This window comes from Thermoactinomyces mirandus, from assembly GCF_013868055.1.
Classification (GTDB): Bacteria; Bacillota; Bacilli; order Thermoactinomycetales; family Thermoactinomycetaceae; genus Thermoactinomyces; species Thermoactinomyces mirandus.
In genome coordinates, this window is sequence record NZ_JACEOL010000014.1 from 40,797 (window position 1) to 64,582 (window position 23,786).

General features: G+C 46.6%; 18 protein-coding genes. 16 read left to right on the forward strand and 2 right to left on the reverse strand.

Annotation, left to right across the window (positions count from 1 at the left end; genetic code table 11):
- Positions 1–9 precede the first annotated feature (9 nt).
- From H2C83_RS04750 to pflA, 8 genes are all read left to right on the forward strand, one after another.
- A complete protein-coding gene (locus tag H2C83_RS04750) occupies positions 10–1,029 on the forward strand; it encodes a LacI family DNA-binding transcriptional regulator (RefSeq protein ID WP_181738303.1) in 1,020 nt (339 codons plus the stop codon).
- Positions 1,030–1,125: 96 nt separating this feature from the next.
- A complete protein-coding gene (fba, locus tag H2C83_RS04755) occupies positions 1,126–1,986 on the forward strand; it encodes a class II fructose-1,6-bisphosphate aldolase (protein ID WP_181738305.1) in 861 nt (286 codons plus the stop codon).
- 176 nt (positions 1,987–2,162) lie between these two features.
- A complete protein-coding gene (locus tag H2C83_RS18065; RefSeq protein WP_281364092.1) occupies positions 2,163–2,291 on the forward strand; it encodes a hypothetical protein in 129 nt (42 codons plus the stop codon).
- Between the two features lie 421 nt (positions 2,292–2,712).
- A complete protein-coding gene (locus tag H2C83_RS04760; protein ID WP_181738307.1) occupies positions 2,713–2,946 on the forward strand; it encodes a hypothetical protein in 234 nt (77 codons plus the stop codon).
- Between the two features lie 32 nt (positions 2,947–2,978).
- Complete coding sequence (gene nifJ, locus H2C83_RS04765; RefSeq protein WP_181738310.1) at positions 2,979–6,488, forward strand: pyruvate:ferredoxin (flavodoxin) oxidoreductase; 3,510 nt, start codon at positions 2,979–2,981, stop codon at positions 6,486–6,488.
- Positions 6,489–7,032: 544 nt separating this feature from the next.
- Positions 7,033–9,660, forward strand: a complete 2,628-nt coding sequence (adhE, locus tag H2C83_RS04770) for a bifunctional acetaldehyde-CoA/alcohol dehydrogenase (RefSeq protein ID WP_181738312.1) — start codon at positions 7,033–7,035, stop codon at positions 9,658–9,660.
- A gap of 129 nt (positions 9,661–9,789) precedes the next feature.
- Positions 9,790–12,018 (forward strand): formate C-acetyltransferase, encoded by a 2,229-nt coding sequence (gene pflB / locus H2C83_RS04775; RefSeq protein ID WP_181738314.1) that lies wholly within the window; start codon positions 9,790–9,792, stop codon positions 12,016–12,018.
- 236 nt (positions 12,019–12,254) lie between these two features.
- The gene (pflA, locus tag H2C83_RS04780; protein WP_181738474.1) at positions 12,255–12,971 is read left to right on the forward strand and encodes a pyruvate formate-lyase-activating protein; all 717 of its coding nucleotides are present in this window, start codon (positions 12,255–12,257) and stop codon (positions 12,969–12,971) included.
- A 353-nt stretch (positions 12,972–13,324) separates the two neighbouring features.
- On the opposite strand, the gene H2C83_RS04785 is transcribed toward pflA, so the two are convergent.
- Positions 13,325–13,552, reverse strand: a complete 228-nt coding sequence (locus H2C83_RS04785; protein ID WP_181738316.1) for a hypothetical protein — start codon at positions 13,550–13,552, stop codon at positions 13,325–13,327.
- Between the two features lie 215 nt (positions 13,553–13,767).
- Between H2C83_RS04785 and polA the strand changes: the two genes are divergently transcribed.
- From polA to H2C83_RS04815, 6 genes are all read left to right on the forward strand, one after another.
- On the forward strand, positions 13,768–16,422 hold the full coding sequence (gene polA, locus H2C83_RS04790) for a DNA polymerase I (RefSeq protein ID WP_181738318.1): 2,655 nt from the start codon (positions 13,768–13,770) through the stop codon (positions 16,420–16,422).
- Between the two features lie 11 nt (positions 16,423–16,433).
- Complete coding sequence (mutM, locus tag H2C83_RS04795; RefSeq protein ID WP_181738320.1) at positions 16,434–17,258, forward strand: DNA-formamidopyrimidine glycosylase; 825 nt, start codon at positions 16,434–16,436, stop codon at positions 17,256–17,258.
- Positions 17,259–17,322: 64 nt separating this feature from the next.
- Positions 17,323–17,985, forward strand: a complete 663-nt coding sequence (ytaF, locus tag H2C83_RS04800; RefSeq protein ID WP_181738322.1) for a sporulation membrane protein YtaF — start codon at positions 17,323–17,325, stop codon at positions 17,983–17,985.
- Between the two features lie 16 nt (positions 17,986–18,001).
- On the forward strand, positions 18,002–18,604 hold the full coding sequence (gene coaE, locus H2C83_RS04805) for a dephospho-CoA kinase (protein WP_181738324.1): 603 nt from the start codon (positions 18,002–18,004) through the stop codon (positions 18,602–18,604).
- Positions 18,574–19,221, forward strand: a complete 648-nt coding sequence (locus tag H2C83_RS04810) for a lytic transglycosylase domain-containing protein (RefSeq protein WP_181738326.1) — start codon at positions 18,574–18,576, stop codon at positions 19,219–19,221. Before coaE ends, H2C83_RS04810 begins: the two co-directional genes overlap by 31 nt.
- A 114-nt stretch (positions 19,222–19,335) precedes the next feature.
- Positions 19,336–20,358 (forward strand): glyceraldehyde-3-phosphate dehydrogenase, encoded by a 1,023-nt coding sequence (locus tag H2C83_RS04815; RefSeq protein ID WP_181738328.1) that lies wholly within the window; start codon positions 19,336–19,338, stop codon positions 20,356–20,358.
- 179 nt (positions 20,359–20,537) lie between these two features.
- Here H2C83_RS04815 and H2C83_RS04820 read toward each other — a convergent pair whose 3' ends face one another.
- Positions 20,538–21,011, reverse strand: a complete 474-nt coding sequence (locus H2C83_RS04820) for a GyrI-like domain-containing protein (RefSeq protein WP_181738330.1) — start codon at positions 21,009–21,011, stop codon at positions 20,538–20,540.
- 468 nt (positions 21,012–21,479) lie between these two features.
- Here H2C83_RS04820 and nrdR point away from each other — a divergent pair, with 468 nt between their 5' ends.
- Both nrdR and H2C83_RS04830 read left to right on the forward strand, forming a co-directional pair.
- Positions 21,480–21,974 (forward strand): transcriptional regulator NrdR, encoded by a 495-nt coding sequence (nrdR, locus tag H2C83_RS04825; RefSeq protein WP_181738332.1) that lies wholly within the window; start codon positions 21,480–21,482, stop codon positions 21,972–21,974.
- 95 nt (positions 21,975–22,069) lie between these two features.
- On the forward strand, positions 22,070–23,509 hold the full coding sequence (locus H2C83_RS04830) for a DnaD domain protein (RefSeq protein ID WP_181738335.1): 1,440 nt from the start codon (positions 22,070–22,072) through the stop codon (positions 23,507–23,509).
- Positions 23,510–23,786 lie beyond the last annotated feature (277 nt).

The window sequence follows — 23,786 nt, forward strand, 5'->3', positions numbered from 1 at the left end:
GCAAAGGACATGAAGGCAACGATTTATGATGTAGCGAAAAAGGCCGGGGTTTCCATTGCGACGGTTTCCAAAGTTATCAACAATAATACCGGCAACATGCGCGATTCGACAAAACAACGGGTAAAGAAAGCGATGGAAGAATTGAACTATCATCCTAATGTAATGGCGTCGGCACTCATGGGGAAAGGTACCAAAACAATGGGTCTTTTGGTTCCGGACATATCCAACCCGTTTTTTTCCGAAATTGCAAAAACAATTGAAGACAGGGCACATGAAAAAGGTTACAGTGTCATCATGTGCAGTACAGATGAAAACGAGGAAAAAGAAAAAAAGAATGTTGAACTTTTACAGAACAAGCTTGTAGACGGATTTATTGTAAGTTCAACATACAGTGATAAAAGCATTCTGCAGGATTTGATCAGAAACGGGGTGCCTGTAGTGATGCTGACACAGGATGATCCCGCCATGGATGTATCCAAGGTGTTTGTGGACGACTTTAAAGGCGGGTATGAAGCAACGATTCACCATTTGCAGAATGGCCATCACAACATTGCGATTATCAGTGAACAATTGGCCCTTGCCAGCGTCAAACGGACGGAAGGATACTTGCAAGCTCTCAAAACCTATGGAATCCGGCCAAGACAGGAGTATATAGTCAGAACGAGAGGCAAAATTGCCAATGGAATCAAGGCTTTTGACAATCTGTTTCAGTTACCCGAACCGCCTACCGCGATTTTTGCCTGCAATGACCAGCTGGCGATCGGTGTAATGTTGGGAGCCAAGGAGAGAGGAATCAGAATTCCTGACCAGCTGTCCCTGATTGGTTTTGATGATACCATTCTGGCAACGGCAACCTATCCGCGCTTAACCACGGTTGCCCAGCCAATCGCCAGGATGGGAAAAACAGTGGTAAATCTTTTAATAGAAGAAATCCAACTTGGCCATTCCAGGAAAGAACGCATCCTGTACAATCCCCAATTGATTATTCGGGAAACGACAGGCAAAGCTCCGAAAGTTGAGACAAACTGATTTGCTTCTGCTCATAAACCGGGCAAATAAAAGTTTCGGCAAGTTCATTGCCGTGGTCAGGATGGACGCAGTTTATGGATAGACAGGAGACTTAATATGCCACTTGTATCAATGAAAGAGATTGTCCAGAGAGCGAAAGAAGATCATTATGCGGTCGGTCATTATAACCTGAATTCCCTGTTATGGGCGATTCCGATTTTGCAGGCGGCCGAAGAAGAGCGCGCCCCAGTCATTCTGGCGTCGTCTGACCGTCTCGTCGATGATTTGGGTGGATTTCGCGCCATTGCTGCAGTCATCAGGGAATTCATTAGGGAAATGTCGGTCACCATTCCGGTTGTCTTGCATCTTGATCATGGACAAAGTGTGGACAGATGCAAGTATGCGATTGAAGCCGGCTATACTTCGGTAATGATTGATGGCTCAAGATATCCGATTGATGAAAATATTGCCATGACCAGGGAAGTAACGGAATATGCCCGGCTGTACGAAGTTTCAGTGGAAGCGGAAGTAGGGACTGTCGGCGGTTCGGAAGACGGGCTGGAGACCCGTGTTCGATATGCCGATCCCACAGAATGTCTGCGAATGGTGAAAGAAGCGAATATCGACGCTCTGGCAGCGGCACTGGGTTCTGTTCACGGACCATACCGGGGTAAACCCATGCTCAATTTTGAAAGAATGAAAGAGATTTCCGAACTGACCGATATTCCGCTGGTATTGCATGGCGGTTCGGGGATCCCGGATGATCAAATCCAAAGGGCGATCCGGCTGGGGCATGCCAAAATCAATGTAAATACAGAATGTGCCCAGGCCTGGACCAATGCGGTACGGGATTTCCTGGCAGATGAAAATAACCGTAATGTTTATGAACCTCGGGTTATTCTAAAGCCGGCCAATGAGGCGCTCAAACAGGCAGTAAAAGAAAAAATCAATCTGTTCGGGACTGGTCACCGGTATTAAAGGGATGTAGCAAGCATCCCTTTAAATATAATTTATGAACAAAACCATGTCTCAACTGAAATTCCATTGATATTTGAGCCGCTTGTGGGCTCTTTTTTATTTCAAGGGAATTAATACCAGGAGTGAAATCTCCTATTTGAAAAAGATTTATGTCATTTTTGGAGAAAATTGGAGGTATGCATCAAAAAGTTTTCTTTTTCATTTCTCCGGTTATTTATGCTGCCTTGCATCTGCAAAAATCCATGATCGCTCTGCAAGCAATGCCTCCATCCCCTGACCGGAAAATCGCTTCCTGTTGCTTGTGATTACAAAAGATTAGTACAGATAAATCAAAAATGACTAACAGATATATAACAGATCTTGGTTGCTAGAAAATTATAATTAATTGTAATAAATAATCCATAAATATGCTAATAACAAAAAAACGTTTATAAAATAAGGTTTTCGCAATTTGTATATAAACTGTAAAATATATTGTGCTATAATTCTCATAGAGTAGCTTGAAAGCTACTGTTATAACAACAAATATTAAATATTATATAACAGTGCTCAAGTCAAGTGGATTTATCTATGGGGTTTTCATTATGGAGAATGTGACGGCCAAATCCGCTGTTGATCATGCCATGGTTATGGTGGGGTCGTCTATGCTCCGGTGTCAAAAGGGCCAGGAATGATCGGTTAATTGAAGAGAGAAAAAAAGGCATGGACGTTTTGTAAACGGATGCAATGACCGAAGAAGTTTCTCATGACCGGGAAGAAATGACAAAGCACAATCCGTGCCCTTGGCGGGTTGAAAGAATGGGGCGCCCCCTGTACGGCTATGATATTTCCGGATGCCGTAGATCATGCGGAAAATGCCTGCAATTGACGTTTCGTGTAACCGGTTATGCGGTTAACTTCATCGGGTTGACAAGAGAACGACAGGGAGATGTCATTGAACTTTCCACGAACGGATCCTGAATTACCCTTAGCTCTTACTGGAGGTATTTGAAATGCAGAAAAACATGAAGACCATGGACGGAACAAAGGCAGCAGCATATGCGTCTTATGCATTTACCGACTGTGCCTGCATTTATCCGATCACGCCATCTTCACCAATGGCGGAATATGTTGATGAATGGGCCGCCCAGGGCAAGAAAAACATTTACGGACAAATTGTAAAGGTCGTAGAAATGCAGTCAGAGGCAGGAGCAGCCTCCGCTCTTCACGGCACCCTGGCGTCAGGAGCACTGGGGACTACCTATACTGCTTCGCAGGGTTTAATGTTAATGATTCCCAACCTTTACAAAATCGCCGGCGAACTTATGCCGGGCGTGATCCATGTGGCCGCCCGTGCTCTGTCTACCCATGCCTTGAGCATTTTCGGAGACCATTCCGACGTCATGAGCTGCCGCATGACCGGTTTTGCCATGCTGGCCAGCAGCAATGTGCAGGAAGTGATGGACCTTGGCGCGATCGCCCATCTTGCGTCCATTAAGTCAAGAGTGCCCTTTATGCATTTTTTTGACGGATTCAGAACATCTCACGAGCAGCAGAAAATCGAAGTCCTTGACTATGAGGATTTGGCAGAACTTGTTGACTGGGAGGCGGTCAAGTCTTTCAGAAGCAGAGGCCTGAATCCTGAACATCCGATTATCAGGGGTACTGCCCAAAACCCGGATATCTATTTTCAGGCCAGGGAAGCCAACAACGTGTATTATGAGGCGGTACCTGACATTGTATACGAATACATGCAGTATATCAGCCGTCTGACCGGAAGGGAGTACTTGCCTTTCAATTACTATGGCGCGGAAGATGCAGAAGATATCATTGTTTCTATTGGATCTTCGTGCGATACCATCGAAGAGACAGTCGATTACCTGACTGCCAGGGGAGAAAAAGTAGGGGTTATTAAAGTTCATCTCTACAGGCCCTTCTCCAACAAATACTTCTTTAAAGTCCTTCCCGGGACTGTAAAGAGGATTGCCGTACTGGACCGTACAAAAGAGCCGGGTTCCCTTGGCGAACCATTGCTTGAGGATGTGAAGACCCTCTTTCATGATGTGGAAGAGAGACCACTGATTATTGGCGGTCGTTACGGCCTCGGTTCAAAAGAACTCCTGCCGTCCGACATCATCGCTGTTTTTGACAACCTGAGGTCGGCCCGTCCGAAAAAGAGGTTTACCGTCGGAATCACTGACGACGTCACGCATCTCTCCTTGCCACGGGCTGAACATATTGAGACAACACCAGAAGGAACGATCCAGTGCAAGTTCTATGGCATGGGTTCCGATGGCACGGTTGGGGCCAACAAGCAGTCGGTCAAAATCATCGGTGATACCACAGATCTGTATGTCCAGGCCTATTTCTCCTACGATTCCAAGAAGTCCGGCGGCTATACCGTTTCACATCTGCGTTTTGGCAAGAAACCGATCAAATCGCCTTACCTGATTACGGGTGCCGACTTTGTTTCCTGCAGCAACCAGTCTTATATCAATACCCTGGACATGTTAACCGGTCTCAAGAAAGGCGGTACTTTCCTTCTCAACTGCGTCTGGAAGCCGGAGAAACTGGATAAAAAACTGCCGGCATCCGTCAAGAGGTATATCGCCGAAAACGACATCAATTTCTATATCATCAATGCTGTGGATATTGCCAGAGACATTGGACTGGGCAACCGGACCAACATGATCATGCAATCCGCTTTCTTTAAACTGGTCAATGTAATTCCTCTGGAAGATGCTGTAAAAGAGTTGAAACGTACTATTAAAGAGACTTACGGCCACAAGGGTGACAGGGTAGTAAACTTGAACTACACTGCGGTCGACAAGGGGATTGAATCCCTGATCAGGATCGATGTACCGGCTGACTGGGCAAAAGCAGTTGACGAACCTGTATCCGACAAACAAGCGCCGGAGTTCATCAGGAGCGTGCTGCAGGTTATGAACAGGCTGGAAGGAGACAAGCTCCCGGTAAGCACCTTCAAAGGAAGGGAGGACGGTTCTTTCCCGGTGGGTACTTCCAGGTACGAAAAGCGTGGTGTGGCCGGATTTGTTCCCGAGTGGATCCTGGAGAACTGCATCCAGTGCAACCAATGCTCTGTCGTTTGCTCTCACGCAGCCATCAGGCCGTTTCTTTTGAATGAAGAGGAAGTAAAAAATGCCCCGGCATCTTTCGAAACCAGGCCGGCTGTTGGCAAGGAGCTTGCTGGCCTGCATTACCGCATCCAGGTAAGTCCATACGACTGCATGGGATGCGGGGTCTGTGTTGAAACCTGCCCCTCCAGGGAAAAAGCCCTGGTTATGAAGCCGATTGATACCCAGAGGGCGCAATCCGAAAACTGGGATTATGCGATGACCGTTTCCGTAAAGGATAACCGGCACAACAGGTTTAGTGTCAAGGGCAGCCAGTTTGCCCAACCGCTGCTGGAGTTTTCCGGCGCTTGCGGCGGATGCCCGGAAACTTCCTACGCCAAGCTGGTTACCCAGTTGTTCGGGGAGAGGATGATTGTGGCCAATGCCACTGGTTGTTCATCCATCTGGGGTGCCAGCGCCCCATCCATGCCTTATTGCACCAATAACGAGGGCAAGGGGCCTGCCTGGACCAGCGGGCTGTTTGAAGATAATGCCGAGTACGGCTATGGAATCTATCTCGGAATCCAGCAGCAGAGGGAGCGTATCGCTGAGTTGATGAAGGAAGCCTTGTCAATGGACGTTTCGCCAGTTTTGAAAGAGGCGTTCCAGCAGTGGCTGGATGGCAGGGATGATGCGAAAGCTTCGAAAGCTGCCACGGATAAGATGCTGCCTCTGCTGGAAGGACAGGACAATCCTGTACTCAGGCAGATTTACGGCATGAAGGATCACCTGATCAAAAAGTCTGTCTGGATCTTTGGGGGTGACGGCTGGGCTTATGATATCGGCTACGGTGGTCTTGATCACGTACTGGCATCCAATGCCGATGTAAACGTGCTGGTTTTTGATACGGAGGTTTACTCAAATACAGGCGGTCAGGCATCCAAATCCACACCGGCTGCTGCCATTGCCAAGTTTGCATCCTCCGGCAAGCGTACCAGGAAGAAAGACCTCGGTGCTATGGCCATGACCTACGGTTATGTTTACGTGGCCCAGATTGGTATGGGAGCCAACATGAACCAGGCTTTGAAAGCGATCAGGGAAGCCGAGGCTTACAAAGGACCATCCTTGATCATAGCCTATTCTCCATGTATCAACCATGGTCTGAAAGGCGGGATGAGCAGAGCCCAGGCAGAGATCAGCGATGCTGTCAAAGTGGGTTACTGGAGTCTTTACAGATACAATCCGGATCTCAAAAAGGAAGGCAAAAATCCTTTTAAAATGGATTCCAGGGAACCGGATTTCACGGCTTTCAAGGACTTCCTGATGGGCGAGGTACGCTATGCCTCTTTGGCGAAGCAGTACCCTGAGCAGGCAGAAGAACTGTTCGAAAAAACCATGCAAGACGCAAAGGAAAGGTATGAATTTTACAAGCGTCTTTCTCAAGGCTGACAACCGACTATTCCGGCAGGGCTCCCGGATCTGACAGATCCGGGAGCCTTTTTGCTTTGTCTGATTGTCTTGATGGATTAAATATGCAAAATCGCGATTAAGCGAAGACAAGCAAGTTTAACTCAGATCTTTAAGAGGTCAGACCAATAACTGCGAAGGATGCTGACCTGAAAAGGGACCTGTGAGCCCCTTGCTTGTAATTGAATATAGTCGTATAGACGCAGAGGCTGTTAAATAGTTGCCAATAAAAAGGAGCCTGACAACAAAAGTTGATACAGGTGGATCAAAATTGACCAACATATATATAACAGAGCACACACGATTGTTGGTCGCTAGAAAAAACAACTAACTTTGATAAATAGTTCACAAATATTTAACCCGTAAAACGCTTACAAAACAGAGTTTTTTTGTTTTTAGTATATAAAGCAGAGATATATTGTGATATAATTCACATGAAAAAGCTTGAAGGGTGCTGTTGTAATAATTCATATAAAAAATGTATAACAGCATCACGACAAGAGGGTTACCAAAGGGGGTTTTTACCATGGGGAAAGTGACGACAAAACCCATTGCTGAAAAAAAGATTGATCAAGCCAGGGAGATGGTGGATCGTCTGTGCTCCAACGCCAAAAAGGCCCAGGAGGCTTTTGCCAGGATGGGGCAGGAAGAGATCGATCATATCGTGCATCAAATGGCCTTGGCCGGTCTTGATCAGCATATGGAGTTGGCCAAACTGGCACATGAGGAAACGGGGCGGGGGGTTTACGAGGATAAAATTGTCAAAAACCTGTTCGCCACAGAGTACATTTACCACAATATCAAAAACGAAAAAACCGTCGGCATCATTGAAGAGAACAAATATGAAGGATATCGCGTTGTGGCAGAGCCGGTGGGAACCATTGCCGGCGTAACACCGGTTACCAATCCTACCTCTACCACCATGTTCAAATCCCTGATTGCGATCAAAACCCGTAATCCCATTATTTTCGCTTTTCATCCATCTGCACAGAAAAGCAGTGCCAAAGCTGCGGAAGTGTTGCTTGAGGCAGCGGTAAGAAATGGTGCTCCGGAACACTGTATTCAGTGGATTGATCAGCCTTCACTTGAGGCGACCACCATGCTGATGAATCATCCTGATGTGGCACTGGTGCTGGCAACCGGTGGTTCCGGCATGGTTAAGGCCGCTTACAGTACAGGGAAACCAGCCTTGGGTGTAGGGCCGGGAAATGTGCCCTGCTTTATCGAAAAAACAGCAAATATCCAGCAGGCGGTGACGGATTTGATCCTTTCCAAAACCTTCGATAATGGAATGATCTGTGCTTCGGAACAAGCCGTCATTATTGAGGAACCAGTATATGAAACCGTCAAGCAGTTACTGATCGAAAACAAATGTTACTTCCTTTCACCGGAAGAACGCAAAAAACTGGAAGCCGCCATTATCGATCCGAAGACCGGAAAAATCCGCCCGGCCATTGTTGGTCAATCAGCTCACAAGATTGCATCCATGGGCGGAATCAATGTACCTGAAGATACCAAAATCCTGATTGCCGAACTGGAGGGCGTTGGGGAAAAATATCCGCTTTCCCAGGAGAAACTGAGCCCTGTGCTGGCCTGTTACCGGGTGAAGGATGTTGATGAAGGAATTTTACGCGCTGACGAAATGGTTCACTTTGGAGGCATGGGCCACAGTGCAGTGATCCATTCCAACGATGATGCGGTTGTACAAAAATTTGCAGGTCGTATCAAAACAGGGCGTTTGCTGGTCAATTCCCCATCTACCCATGGAGCGATCGGGGATATTTACAACACCAATATTCCCTCACTGACTCTGGGATGCGGGTCTTTTGGAAACAACTCGACCACTGACAATGTATCTTCTGTCAATCTGATCAATACCAAACGGGTGGCAGACCGCCAGGTCAACATGCAGTGGTTCAAGGTTCCGCCAAAAATCTATTTCGAAAGTGGTTCTACCAAATACCTGGAAAAAATGCCGGGTATCAGTCGGGCCTTTATCGTTACTGACCCCGTGATGGTCAAGCTGGGATATGTGGACAAAGTATTGTACTGGTTGCGCAAACGACCGGATTACGTTCACAGTGAAATTTTCTCCGATGTTGAACCGGATCCGTCGGTTGAGACAGTAATGCGTGGCAAGAAAATGATGGATTCCTTCCAACCCGATGTCATCATCGCCCTGGGAGGCGGTTCGGCAATGGATGCGGCAAAAGTGATGTGGCTCTATTACGAGGAACCGGAGAGTGACTTTAATGCGCTGAAACAGAAGTTCATGGATATCCGCAAACGGGTAGTCAAATTTCCCAAATTAGGGAACAAGGCAAAATTCGTCGCCATTCCGACCACGTCCGGTACGGGATCCGAGGTTACTTCTTTCTCGGTTATTACCGACAAACAAATGGGTCACACCAAATACCCGCTGGCCGAATACGAACTGACGCCTGATGTGGCAATTATCGATCCTGATTACGTTCAAAGTCTGCCCAAACAGGTTGTTGCCGATACCGGAATGGATGTGCTGACCCATGCCATTGAGGCCTACGTCTCTGTGATGGCCAATGATTACACAGACGGACTGGCAATGAGGGCTATTCAGCTTGTCTTTGAATATTTGCCGAAATCCTACCATGAACAGGACGCCTTTGCCCGGGAAAAAATGCACAACGCATCCTGTATCGCCGGCATGGCCTTTTCAAACGCCTTTTTGGGCATTAACCACAGCCTTGCCCACAAGCTGGGAGCGGAATTTGGAATTGCCCACGGCCGTGCGAACGCAATCCTGTTGCCGCATGTGATTGCCTATAACGCGGAGAAACCGACCAAGTTCAATTCGTTCCCGAAATATAACTATTTCCGCGCTGACAAACGTTATGCGGAAATAGCCTGCATGCTCGGTTTGCCGGCCAAGACTACGGAAGAAGGGGTTAAAAGCCTGATTGAAGCGGTTACTCAACTGGCACACAGCCTGAATGTCCCCATGTCCCTGGCCGAATGCGGAGTAGACCGGAAAGTTTTCGAATCCAGGGTGGATTGGCTGGCTGACAAAGCCTTTGAAGACCAATGTACCACAGCCAATCCGCGTATGCCTTTGGTCAAGGAACTGGCTGCTCTGTATCGAAAGGCGTACGAGGGTGTACCTAAAAAAACCAAATAACAATCTGCACAATGAAACGGGGAACAATCGCAACGGGTGGTGAGCCTGTGCTTTTCTGCACAGGTTCACCAAAAAACCATTTGCGCAAATTGATAAAGGTTGACCGAATTTGTCGGAGGAGGTTTGAACATGGGCGCTTGGAAAGGTTTTAAGAAATCGCGCTGGGTTAATCTTATTGATGTCCGTGATTTTATTGTCAATAACTACACACCCTATTACGGAGACCATTCCTTCCTGGAAGGGCCGACGGAACGGACGAAAAAATTGTGGGACAAAGTAAGCGGGCTTTTTAAAGATGAGATCAAAAATGGCGGTATTCTGGATGTGGATACCCGTACGGTTTCCACCATCACCAGCCATAAACCTGGCTATATTGACAAGGATCTTGAACAAATCGTCGGTTTGCAAACGGATGCTCCTTTAAAACGGGCGATCATGCCATTTGGTGGTATCCGTATGGTGAAAAACTCCTGCGATGCCTATGGATATGAGTTGGATCCGCAGGTAGAAGAAATCTTTACCAAATACCGGAAAACACACAACCAGGGTGTATTTGACGCATATACTCCGGAAATGAGAGCTGCCCGTAAAGCTGGAATTATTACCGGACTGCCGGATGCCTATGGGCGCGGGCGGATCATTGGAGACTATCGCCGTGTTGCTCTTTATGGTGTTGACCGGTTGATCGAAGAGAAGAAAAAAGATTTGGCAATTTTGGAAACGGATGCAATGACAGCAGAAGTAATCCGTGACCGGGAAGAAATGACAGAACAAATCCGGGCCCTCGGCGAGCTGAAAGAAATGGCAGCTTCTTACGGCTATGATATTTCCGGCCCTGCCCAAAACGCTGCGCAAGCGATCCAGTGGCTGTATTTCGGATATTTGGCTGCAATCAAGGAACAAAATGGTGCTGCAATGAGCCTTGGCCGTACCTCTACCTTCCTGGATATCTACATTGAAAGGGATCTCAGGGAAGGAAAACTGACCGAAGTCGAAGCACAGGAACTGATGGACCATTTCGTCATGAAACTGCGTCTCGTCAAATTCCTCCGTACTCCTGAATATGACCAATTGTTCAGCGGAGACCCGACCTGGGTAACAGAATCGATCGGAGGAATCGGTCTGGATGGAAGACCCCTGGTAACGAAAAACTCTTTCCGGATCTTGAACACCCTTTACAATCTGGGACCGGCTCCGGAACCAAACCTGACGGTACTCTGGTCGCCCCGCCTGCCTGAGCCCTTTAAAAAATTCTGTGCGCAGGTATCCATCGATACCAGCTCCATCCAATATGAAAGTGATGACCGCATGCGGGTAAATTACGGCGATGACTATGGAATTGCCTGCTGTGTATCGGTCATGCGCATCGGTAAACAAATGCAGTTCTTCGGGGCACGCGCCAACCTGGCGAAAGCGCTTCTATATGCCATCAACGGTGGAAAAGATGAAAAATCCGGTGTTCAGGTCGGACCGTCTTACCGTCCGGTTACCAGCGAAGTCCTCGACTTCGACGAAGTGTGGGAACGCTATGACAACATGCTGGAATGGCTGGCCAAACTTTATATCAATACACTGAATGTCATCCACTATATGCATGACAAATATTGCTATGAGCGGATTGAAATGGCATTGCATGATCAGGAAATCCTGCGGACAATGGCATGCGGTGTCGCCGGATTGTCTGTCGTGGCCGATTCCCTGAGTGCCATCAAATACGCCAAAGTAAAACCGGTTTGCAACGAAGAAGGCATAGCGGTCGATTTCGAAATCGAAGGAGATTACCCGCAATACGGAAATAATGATGACCGGGTAGATTCTATTGCTGTCGAAGTGGTTGAGAGATTTATGAACAAATTGCGCAAACATAAAACCTATCGCAATTCTGTTCCGACCCAATCCATTTTGACGATCACTTCCAACGTTGTTTACGGGAAAAAGACAGGAACTACCCCGGATGGACGCAAAGCCGGAGAACCATTTGCCCCGGGTGCAAACCCGATGCACGGACGTGACCACAGCGGTGCATTGGCTTCCCTTTCATCCGTAGCCAAGATCCCGTACGAGGATTGCCAGGATGGAATCTCCAACACCTTCTCCATCGTGCCCAAAGCCTTGGGGAAAGAAAAAGAAGAACGTGTTTCCAATCTTGTTTCCATGCTGGATGGCTATGCAGTACAAGGTGGACATCATCTGAATGTCAACTGCCTGAACCGCGAAACCTTGCTGGACGCCATGGAACATCCGGAAAAATATCCGCAATTGACCATTCGTGTATCCGGTTATGCGGTCAACTTCATCAAGCTGACAAGAGAACAACAGGAAGATGTCATCAGCAGAACCTTCCATGAACGGATTTAGATACAGGTTGCTTGATCTTTGACAAAGAATTACTCCCCCTTTCAGTTTAAGAAATAGAGAGGCAACCGATTAGGCGGACGTGGTTTTTGTATTCGAAAATTCCTTGTGGAGATCTGATACCTTGACAGGTTGATCGATGAAGCAAGAAGTTTTTTGTCTCCGGGAAAAATGCAGGCAGAAAAAGTTTTACCAATCAAACCGGTGGGAAGAAGGTGACGGATATTATGGACAAACCAGTGACAGGACGTATCCATTCGCTGGAAACCTTTGGGACAGTGGATGGGCCCGGAATTCGCTTCGTTGTCTTCATGCAGGGGTGTCCAATGAGATGTCAGTATTGCCATAATCCGGACACTTGGTCTTTAAAAGGAGGTCGGGAAGTGACAGCCAAGGAGTTGGTGGATGAACTCCGTCGATATCTTCCCTATATCGAAGCGTCTCATGGAGGGCTTACCGTTTCAGGCGGAGAACCTACCATGCAGAATGATTTTGTGGGTGAACTGTTCAGGCAGGCCAAGGAATTGGGAGTACACACCACCCTGGATTCCAACGGTTATAATCCGGAGCGGATCAAAAAAATTCTCCCTTATACAGATCTTGTTTTGCTCGACTTGAAAATGATTGATCCTGAACGGCATCGCCAGTTGACCGGATGTTCCAACAAAAAAATATTAAAGACTGCCAAGCTTCTTGCGGAACGAAAGGTTCCCGTCTGGATCCGTTACACTTTGGTTCCCGGCGTCACCGACCGGAAAGAAGACCTGAGCAGGCTGGGTCATTTTCTTCAAACTCTTGGGAATGTGGAAAAAGTGGAGGTCAACCCTTACCATACCATGGGGGTCTATAAATGGGTGCAAATGGGACTTTTTTATCCCCTGGAGGGAGTCCGGCAGGCTACCGAAGAAGAAGGCCGCCGTGCCCGGGAGATCATTTTGGAAGCAATGAAAGGATAGCCGTTCGCTTAACGAAAAACTTCCGGAAATGCCACAGCCCGGAAAACATCATGACAGGCGGTAGTTTAAAGGCTATCGCCTCTTGTCATATCCATGAATGTGAATCATCCCAGCCCTGGTTCCTCCCTTCCGGAAACGGCCAGGGCATTTCAATTCCTGATTCCGCAGCAAAATTTGCCAATAGTCAAACACAACCTGATCTTATTTAAAAGCTGAACGCAAGGCCTGTTCCTCTTCATTGACCTCTCAAGCTTGACATCCCCGGTCACCGGACCGCAAGTTGACAAATACAGATCCTGGATACACTTCATAAACTTCCGGTGCAATCATCAATTGTCTTTTCATTTGCGTCTTCAAAACCGGAAAGCTGAACCGGCTGAAATGGAGGCATCCGGTGCCCGGTTAAAGAAGCATCCAGTTATGTAAACGACCGGTAATGTTTCTTTCATCTGCCAGAGTATGCCGGAAACTTTTCCGTGCCCGGGAGGATCTGCAACACAGGAATAATAATCAGCGGCTTTGGTCCCGCCGGATGCGGATTTTAACAAATTCCGGAGCAACCTGTTCAGATCCTTGTACATACAGGCCCGATCGCTGTAAACGTCCGTACATGTTCCCTCGCCTTTCCCTGTGAAAATTAATGTATGGAAAAGAAAAATGTAATGCTATATCCCGGTCAAGCCGGCAAACAGATCGTTTGTTCGTGTATTTTTATCAATTTACTGGAAGACGCAAATTTGAACGTGTTACAATATGCTTATGGTTGAAAACGAGATGGGAAAAGGTGTGAAGATCGTTGGACAAACTTATTTTGGTTGATGGCAACAGCATTGCCTATCGGGCTTTTTATGCGTTGCCGCTTTTATCCAATGCAAGCGGAGTTTATACCAATTCCGTTTATGGCTTTACCATGATGCTGCTGAAAATCCTGGAGGATGAACAGCCCACACACATGCTGGTCGCATTTGATGCCGGGAAAACAACCTTTCGTCACAAGGATTTTCAGGAATACAAGGGAACACGGCAAAAAACGCCAGCAGAGCTTTCCGAACAGTTTCCGCTGATCAAACAGGTACTGGATGCCTTTGGCATTCCCTATTTTGAAAAGGAAGACTATGAAGCGGATGATATTATTGGCACGCTCGCGCGGACATGTGCGTGCAAGGATGTGTCCGTCCATATTGTCAGCGGAGACAAGGATCTGCTTCAGCTTGTCAATGAGGATGTCGATCTGCTGTTAACCAGAAAAGGGATAACTGAAATGGAACGGTACGATTCCCGGGCGATCGAGAAAAAATACGGATTGAAGCCGCGACAGATCATTGATCTGAAAGGGCTGATGGGAGATGCATCAGACAATATCCCGGGGATTCCCGGAGTGGGAGAAAAAACTGCGCTCAAACTGTTGCATCTTTTTCCATCTGTAGAAGAAGTTGTGGCGCATGCTGAAGAGTTGCCTGGAAAAAAATTGCGTGAAAAAGTGAAACAGCATCGGGAGCAGGCACTGTTAAGCAAAAAGCTGGCCACCATTTACACAGAAGTCCCGCTTTCTTTAAATCTGGATGATCTGGCACTTAAAGGCCGGGATGGAAAGAAGGTGGTGCAGCTGTTTGAAAGGCTGGAGTTTAACTCCTTGCTTTCCCGTCTGGCCAAAGACGGTGAAAGCAATTTGGCACAACATTCGGTCGAAAGAACTATTCCATATCAGTATATTGAAACGGATGAAGAGTTAGACGCGTGGAGCAGATTTTTTGCAGATGGAGAAAAGTCCTTTTTCGCAGAAGTGACAAGTGACCATCCTGTTAGGGGAAAACTGATTGCCCTGGCAGTTTCTGATGGAAAAACGCAACTGGTTCTGCCAGCAGAACTGGTAAGGGAGAATAACATGATTCGTGACTGGTTGACTCGGGCGGATCAGCCCAAAACGGTGTATGATGCCAAAACGGCCCAGTCGGTTTTACTGGGATCAGCCAATCTCCAGGTAGAAGGGTTATCGTTTGATGTTCTTCTGGCCGCCTATCTGCTGGACCCGTCCGATTCGCATCCATCCCTGTCCCGAATTGTAAACAGCAGGGGAGACGGAGGCTTGCCGTCAGACGACGAAGTGTATGGAAAAGGGGCGAAACGTCGGCAGTTGGAAGGGGAAGAACTGGCAAAACATATTGCCCGCAAGGCTTATTATATTCATCAATTGGGGCCGGTATTGCAGGAACAGCTTGCGGAGGCCCGGCTTGAGCAACTGATGTACAACCTGGAACTGCCGCTTTCATCCATTTTGTCAAAAATGGAAAGACGGGGGGTTTCCGTAGACAAAAGCCGACTCAATGAACTGGGCAGGGAATTGAAAGCCTCCATGGATCAATTGGAAGAGGAAATCCATGAGATTGCTGGTGTTGTGTTCAATATCAATTCGCCAAAACAGCTGGGGGAGATTCTGTTTGACAAACTGGGACTGCCTGTCATTAAAAAAACGAAAACAGGATATTCTACCAGCGCTGACGTCTTGGAAAAATTGGCGCCACAGCATGAAATTGTCGAGAAAATTTTACATTATCGCCAGGTTGGGAAATTGTATTCTACATATATAGAAGGTCTAAGGAAAGAAATTGGTTCTGACGGAAAAATCCATACCCAGTTTCAGCAGACCGTTACGGCAACGGGGAGGTTAAGTTCGACCGAGCCGAATTTGCAAAACATCCCGATTCGGATGGAAGAAGGCCGACGGATTCGTCAGATATTCATTCCCTCCCAGGAAAGCTGGTATATGCTGTCAGCCGATTATTCGCAGATTGAACTGAGGGTGCTTGCCCATCTTTCCCGGGATAAAAGCCTGCAAAAAGCGTTCAGGGAAGACAAGGATATCCATTCCCATACAGCCATGGATGTATTTGGCGTTTGTGAGGAGGAGGTTACCCCGCTTATGCGGAGGCAAGCCAAGGCGGTAAACTTTGGCATCGTATATGGTATAAGCGGATATGGGTTATCCCGGGGGCTGGATATTCCGCAAAAAGAAGCCAAGGCATTTATTGACCGTTATTTTGCCACCTATCCGGGTGTAAAAGAATACATGGACAGAATTGTCCGGCAGGCCAAAAAAGACGGCTATGTTACAACAATGCTGGGAAGGCGGCGCTATCTGCCAAAAATCAACGCCAGAAATTACGGAGAAAGAAGCTTTGCTGAGCGTACCGCAATGAATACACCTATTCAGGGGACTGCGGCAGACATTATCAAGCATGCCATGGTGAAACTGGATCAGCATATGGCCGAAAAAGGGATGAAAAGCCGGATGCTTCTGCAGGTTCACGATGAGCTGATCTTTGAAGTGCCCGAAGAAGAACTGCCGGAAATGAAAGAATTGGTACGAAATACGATGGAAAATGCCGTAGAACTGTCCGTCCCGTTAAAAGTGGATGTCAATGTGGGCAGCAATTGGTACGAAGCAAAATAGGAGGAGAAACCTTGCCAGAATTACCTGAAGTAGAAACCGTAAAAAAAACCTTGCAGAAACTGATTGTCGGCAAGCAGATCCAGGATGTAACTGTGCATCTGCCGCGCATTGTGAGACTTCCCGATGATCCCCGGGAATTCAGGCAGCAGTTGATTGGCGCCAAAATTACCGAGGTCGGACGGCGGGGCAAGTTTTTGAAAATCGTTTGTCCTCCTCTGGTACTGGTCTCCCATCTCAGGATGGAGGGGAAATACCGTTTGGCGCATCAGGGGGAACCCTGTGAAAAGCACACCCATGTCATCTTTCATTTTACTGACGGGACAGAACTCCGTTATCGGGATGTGAGGCAATTTGGCACAATGCACCTGTTTCCCTATGGAGAAGAAGAAAAACATCTGCCATTAAAAAAACTGGGGCCAGAGCCTTTGTCGGACCAATTCCAGCTGACCTGGTTCAGGGAATCCCTTTCAAAACGGAAAACGAATATTAAGGCGCTCCTGTTAAATCAGGAATATTTGGTGGGTTTGGGCAATATTTATGTGGACGAGTCTTTGTTCAAGGCCGGAATTCACCCTGAGCGGCCCGCCAATTCGCTTACCGAAGAAGAAACAGAACGCCTGTACCACAGTATCAGGCAAACTCTCCAGGAAGCAATTGAGCTGGGAGGTTCTTCCGTCCGGTCCTATGTCAACGGAGAAGGGGAGATGGGGATGTTTCAGCTGAAAATACAGGTTTATGGACGAAAAAATGAACCATGTCCAAATTGCGGCACTCCGATTGAACGTTTAGTGGTTGCTGGCCGGGGCACGCATGTCTGCCCGCGCTGTCAACGGTAACACCTGGTCACCTCCCTTTCATAAGATAGGTAACAAATGCCTGTCAAATGAGGGGGGAGCGGTGATGTCACATGGTTGGTCAATCTTCTGGTTAGCCTTTGCGGTCAGCCTGGACAGTTTTGCGGCAGGCACGATTTACGGGATAAGAAAGATTCGGATTCCCCTGCTGTCGATATTGATCATTGCCAGTTGCTCCGGAGTGGTTATCTATACAGGGATGATGGCGGGGGGCGGCTTGTCTGTTCTGTTTTCACCGATGCTGACACGGGCATTTGGAGCCGGTCTGTTTGTGTTCCTTGGCTGTGTGCTCATCATTCAGGGGGAAAAGAATCAAAGGGAAAGGGATGAGGAGCAAATTGTCCGGCGAAGCGAACTCACTTTCGAGCCCATAACGTGGATTTTTCAGATCAAAAGGCTTGGTCTGGTTGTAAAGGTGCTGAAAACACCTGTGGTGGCAGATATCGACAATTCGGGGTCGATTTCATCCGCCGAGGCCGTATTGCTGGGGACGGCCCTTTCGCTGGATGCATTTGGGGCTGGAATTGGAGCCGCATTCATGGAAATTCCTTCGTTGCCGACGGCTCTTTCGATTGCATTGATGAGTGCTATGTTTTTAAGATTGGGTATGTATTTTGGCTTTTCCCATTCTAAAAATGTAAAAAATCGTTTTGTCAACTATCTGCCGGGTTTGATTCTGATTGTACTGGGAATGCTCCGGTTGATTTAGAAAGCGGTGAAGGAACATGCTACTGGGGTTGACAGGAAGTATCGCAACGGGAAAAAGCACTGTTTCGGCGATGCTGCGGCAAAAAGGGGCTTATGTCATTGACGCAGACCAGGCAGCGCGAGAGGCAGTGGAGCCTGGATCGGAAGGGCTGAAACGGATTGTTGACCATTTTGGCGCGGAGATGCTGGATGATGAAGGCAGGCTGGACCGCGCACGGCTGGGGGCCGTCATTTTCCAGGACCCGTGGAAACGGAAGAAGCTGAATCGCTTGTTGCATCCTCTGATTATGCAAACCATGCAGTCTCAGACAGATAAGATCAGAAAGCGAGTGAAACAGGGCCTGATCATTTGGGATGTGCCCCTATTGATCGAGGAAAATTTGACGCCATTGGTTGAAGCCGTTATTTTAGTATATGTACCCAAGGAAATACAGCTGGAAAGACTGATGAAACGCAACGCACTTTCAAAAAAGGAAGCACTGGGCAGAATTGAAGCCCAGATGGATATTGAAGAAAAAAGGAAGTTTGCCAACTATATCATTGACAATCGCGGGACTTTGTCAGATACGGAAAGACAGGTTGATCAGTTATGGAACTATCTAATCTCAAAAAGTGGGTAAAACCGGCGGTTGACGCATTGCCCCCCAAACGGACCATAATCATCGCCCTTATTTTGCTGATCGCGTTTGTAATTGTGATGATCCCGCTTTTTAACATGTTGATCTACCCGTTGAAATATGAAGAAAACATATTTAACAGTGCCATTCAGACCAAGGCTGATCCGTTTTTAATCATGGCGATCATCCGGGCCGAAACCAAATTTCAGCCAAATCAGCAGTCGCATGTCGGTGCACAGGGCTTGATGCAAATCATGCCGGATACTGTTGATTTTATTATACGAAATGGGAAGTTTTCTCCATCTCTGAGGGATTATGTCTATGATCCGGTTACGAATATCCAGATGGGAAGCTGGTATATTGCCTATTTGACAGAGCGGTATCATGGCAATAAAGTGGCCGTGATGGCGGCATATAACGCCGGACATGGTCGTGTCGACAAGTGGCTGAGAGAGGGAGTATGGGATGGAACCCGGCAAAATGTGATGCAGATCCCGGAGAAGTATGGCGAGACCCGTCACTATGTCACCCGGGTCAGTTATTATTATGAAAAATACAAACAACTTTACCAGGATGAGTTTGAAGAGTATAAAGCCAATCTAAAAAATCAGCAGGATTAGTATATCCCTGTTCCCTTTTGGAACAGGTTTTTTGTTTTGCAGTTGCAAAATGTGTCATACTGATTATAATAAAAGTGAGTATTGGTGTGTAACAAACGGGAAGGAGATAAATATATGTCACTTCGTATCGTAATTAACGGTTTTGGACGTATAGGGAGAATGGTATTCCGGATAGCCATGGAAGATCCTATGCTGAATGTGGTAGCCATCAACGCAAGTTATCCGGCAGAAACATTAGCTCACCTGATTAAGTATGACACAATCCACGGTCCTTATCATAAAGAAGTAATGCCAACCGATGAGGGGATTATTGTCGACGGACATGAAGTGAAATTGGTTTCTAACCGTAATCCTGAACAACTTCCCTGGCATGAGTTTGATATAGATATTGTCGTTGAAGCCACAGGAAAATTTCGCGATCGTGAAGGAGCGCAAAAGCATATAGCAGCCGGTGCCAAAAAAGTGGTGATTACAGCTCCGGGCAAGAACGAAGACGTTACCATTGTCATGGGCGTAAATGAAAGTGTTTACGATCCGGAAAATCATCATATCATTTCCAATGCCTCATGTACGACGAACTGCCTGGCTCCTGTCGCCAAGGTTCTGCATCAGTCATTTGGAATCAGACACGGACTGATGACAACCGTCCATTCCTATACAAATGACCAGAAAAATCTGGACAATCCGCACAAGGATCTTCGCAGAGCGCGGGCCTGTGCCCAGTCCATCATTCCAACCAAAACGGGTGCCGCAAAGGCTCTGGGACTGGTTATTCCGGAACTTCAGGGGAAACTGAACGGATTTGCCTTGCGGGTTCCGACTCCCAATGTTTCGGTGGTGGACTTGGTTGTGGATACAGAAAAATATGTAACCAAAGAAGAAGTAAATGATGCGTTGAAAGCTGCAGCCGGTACTTGTATGAAAGGAATCCTGGATGTTTGTGAAGCTCCATTGGTTTCTTCCGATTTTAACGGCAATGAGAATTCCTCCATTGTCGATGCGCTGTCGACGATGGTGATCGGCAAGCGGCAGGTAAAAGTATTGGCCTGGTATGACAATGAGTGGGGATATTCCTGCCGGGTGGTTGACCTTGTCCGTTATGTTGGTGAAAGAATGGGTGTAAAAGCAGCCGTATAGTGTCTATTAAAAAACAAACGGCTTCAACTTCATGATTCTGTCGGTCTTTATACGCACATTACATAAAAACACTTGCTCGAATTGAGTGAGTGTTTTTATCTGTCTGATTAGTGTTATTAAGCAACAATAATAAATGATCAAAAAATGCTTGTGGAAATTCCACAAGCATAAATAATATTTTAATACCGTTTGATCGGGATAAACAAATCATACCGGTTGTCAGGAGCATCGAGATTATGGGTAACCGGTGTGTAGCGGTGGTCATAAACTTCCAGGCTTAATGTGCTGTCATCTTTTTGATAACCCATTTTTTTGATCCATTTCAAGGCTTTCTGATAAGTAGAAGATGTATTTCGGATTGGACCTCTATGTGTAAAAACCGCATATTTTTGAGTGGGAACCGTGAGTGACAACATTCCTTCAGGAACTTGGTCCGCTTTGGATACTTCCACAGCGATATAGCAGGTTAAATCGGTCACACGGTCATGACAGGGACAAACAAAAACCCCGGGTCTGACCTGATGGGGAATTTCATTGATTCGTTTGACAAATTCTTCCCAAATTTTTGCGATTTCCCGAGACATGGTATAAGGTCCCGTCCAGCCAATGCCGACAACTTGAAAAGAATCTTTCGTTATGATCCGGCCGTGCATAGAAACCCCCTGAGTATCGAGTCTTGTGCAAAAGAATATATTTTCATTATATTATAAATTATTTTTGTAAAATGAACAAGCATAAGTATGCAGAAAAATTAACTTCGCAATTGCGTAAAAAACTTTTGAAAGCGCTATTTTCCGTCGTTTGCCTGCCTTGGATTTCCGACATGATCATTTTGATTCAACTGTATAATTTATCAGGGGAATTTTAGATCGTTTAGAGTTTTCATCCGTCGTTTGTCGAAATTAACTGAAAACAGGTGCTTGAAGACTGAAAACGCTGGCAGGAAATACTCACGTAATGTTCAATTCAACATGAAGCTGTCGTGGTAAAGGAAATAATATGAGGATCGTTGTTGAATAATTACATCAAATCTTTAAAATGATAATATAACTTTTTAAGACCCATGAAGGTTTGGCTGAACAATCAATAAACTTTGGAATCAAGTTTGGAGGTATGGATCCTTGAGATGCCCTTTTTGCGGAAATCATGGCAGCCGTGTTCTGGATTCCCGCCCCGTTCACGAAGGACGGGCAATCCGGCGGCGCAGGGAATGTGAAAAATGCGAACAACGATTTACCACTTTTGAAACGGTTGAAGAACAACCTTTGATTGTTATAAAAAAAGATGGCAGCCGTGAAGAGTTCAGCCGCGAGAAACTGTTGCGGGGCTTAATCCGTGCCTGTGAAAAAAGGCCGGTTCCTCTTGCCAAGCTGGAAGAAGTTGTTGCTGATATTGAGAGAAAGCTCCGGCAGGGCGGTGTTGCGGAAGTTCCGTCAAAAAAGATCGGAGAAATGGTAATGGAACGGCTGGTCGATATTGATGAGGTCTCTTATGTACGCTTTGCCTCGGTTTATCGCCAGTTTAAGGATATCAATGTTTTTGTCAGTGAACTTGAGGATTTGCTGCAACGCTCCCAAAAGGCATTGGCGGAAGAAAAAAAACAAGATTCCCAGTAGATTTTGGAGGAAAATGGGATTTGGCGAACGGGCATGATCCTGTGATAAAATGATACAACCAAAAGGGGTAGAGTAGTACTGGAGGGGGCCAAACCATGGCAATTTTTTGGAAAGATGCAGGTTGGTGTTGTCGTACCCATCGCCCGATGCACCATGCTGACCTTATTGGACTCATTCATTTATATCAGCCGATTGTAGGATCTCAAGCCATCTCATTGTACCTGACCCTGGTCTATCAAGTTCCCCTTCATCGAGCCGGGATTTCTGAGATGCATACGCATTCCTATTTGTTGCAGCTGTGTTCGTTTACCTATGATGAGTTGCTGGAGGCCAGATATCTCCTGGAAGGGATTGGACTTGTCAATACTTATGAAATAAGGGATGACGATCAGCTTTATTATGAATACGAATTGATTCCGCCCCTTACACCGGCAAAATTTTTCCAGAGCGATATTTTAAGTATCAGCCTGTACAATTCGCTGGGAAATGAACGGTATTTTGTGCTGAAAGACTGGTTTATCGGAAATTCCCACTTGCAGAAAATAGAACGGGAACAGCGCGGGAAAAACATTACCCGCACTTTTCAGGAAGTATTTGATAATATTTCACCGGCAGATCTGACCAAACAAGCTGAGCGGGAAAAGGAAATGGCAGAGCCGGTTGCCAAAATTGATGAAAGCCTGCATGAGGGCAAGCTTCCGGAACTGGGTCTGGATGTTGACTTTTCCATGCTGGAAATGCGCCTGTCCCATCTGGTTGATAAAAACGTCTGGACGGAATCCTTGAAACAGGAACTGCAGGAAATTTGCTTTTTGTATCAGCTGGATGACTGGGCCATCCTGAAAGCACTGCAAAATCCTTATGTTACGAGTCATGGGAAAATTCATCTGGATCGCTTGCGTTCTTTTATCAAAAAAGAATACCGCTTGCAGTTTGGAAGTGCACCTATCGTTTTACGCAGGAAGAACTCGCAAAAATCACAGAAAGAAAAAGAAAAGAAGTCTTCGGATACCAAAAAGGTCCTTTCAGAAGAAGAAAAGCATTTTCAACAGCTGGCTAAAATTTCACCTTTGCAGTTATTGGACTATTACCAGAAAGGGGCGCGGATTCCGGCCAGTGATGTGGAACTGGTGGAATCACTCATCCATCAATACGGATTGCCGTCCGGTGTTGTCAATGTTCTGTTGGAATATGTTCTGCTCAAATATGATTATAAACTTCCGCGCAAACTGGTGGAAAAAATCGCGGGACAATGGAAACGGCTGGGAATCGAATCGGTTGAAGGGGCATTGGAACAGGCGAAAAAAGAAGAGTGGGAAATGAAAAAGAAAAAGACGCGTTCCTCTTCAAAAACAACTGCCAAAAAACCGGAAAAATTGCCGCATGTATTGCAAATGCAAATGGAACAATCCGACCAATCCGCCAAACCGGAATCAAAAGAGGACTGGTCAGATCAGCAAGCGCAAATTCGTGCCAAACTGCGTTTGATGAATGAACGGTTCATAGCAAATAAAAAAGGCAAAGAAAAATTGTAATCATACTTGTGTCATGAATGGACTTGCTGTTTGTCGTTGCTTTTGCAAAAGAACATGAAACGGCTAATAAAGAGGATTGTGGATTGGATGAAAGGAGAAAATAACCGGGTGCAGGATCTGGCGGACCTAACGACAGGTTCAGGAAGGATGGATTTATGGTCGCTTGCCTGGTGGTTCTCTCTCCATCTCTTGACGGGCCGAGCTTCTCGGGGGATGGAGAGTAAAATCTTTACAAAAAATCTTGCAACGATTGCTTTATCATGTTAAAATAGCATTT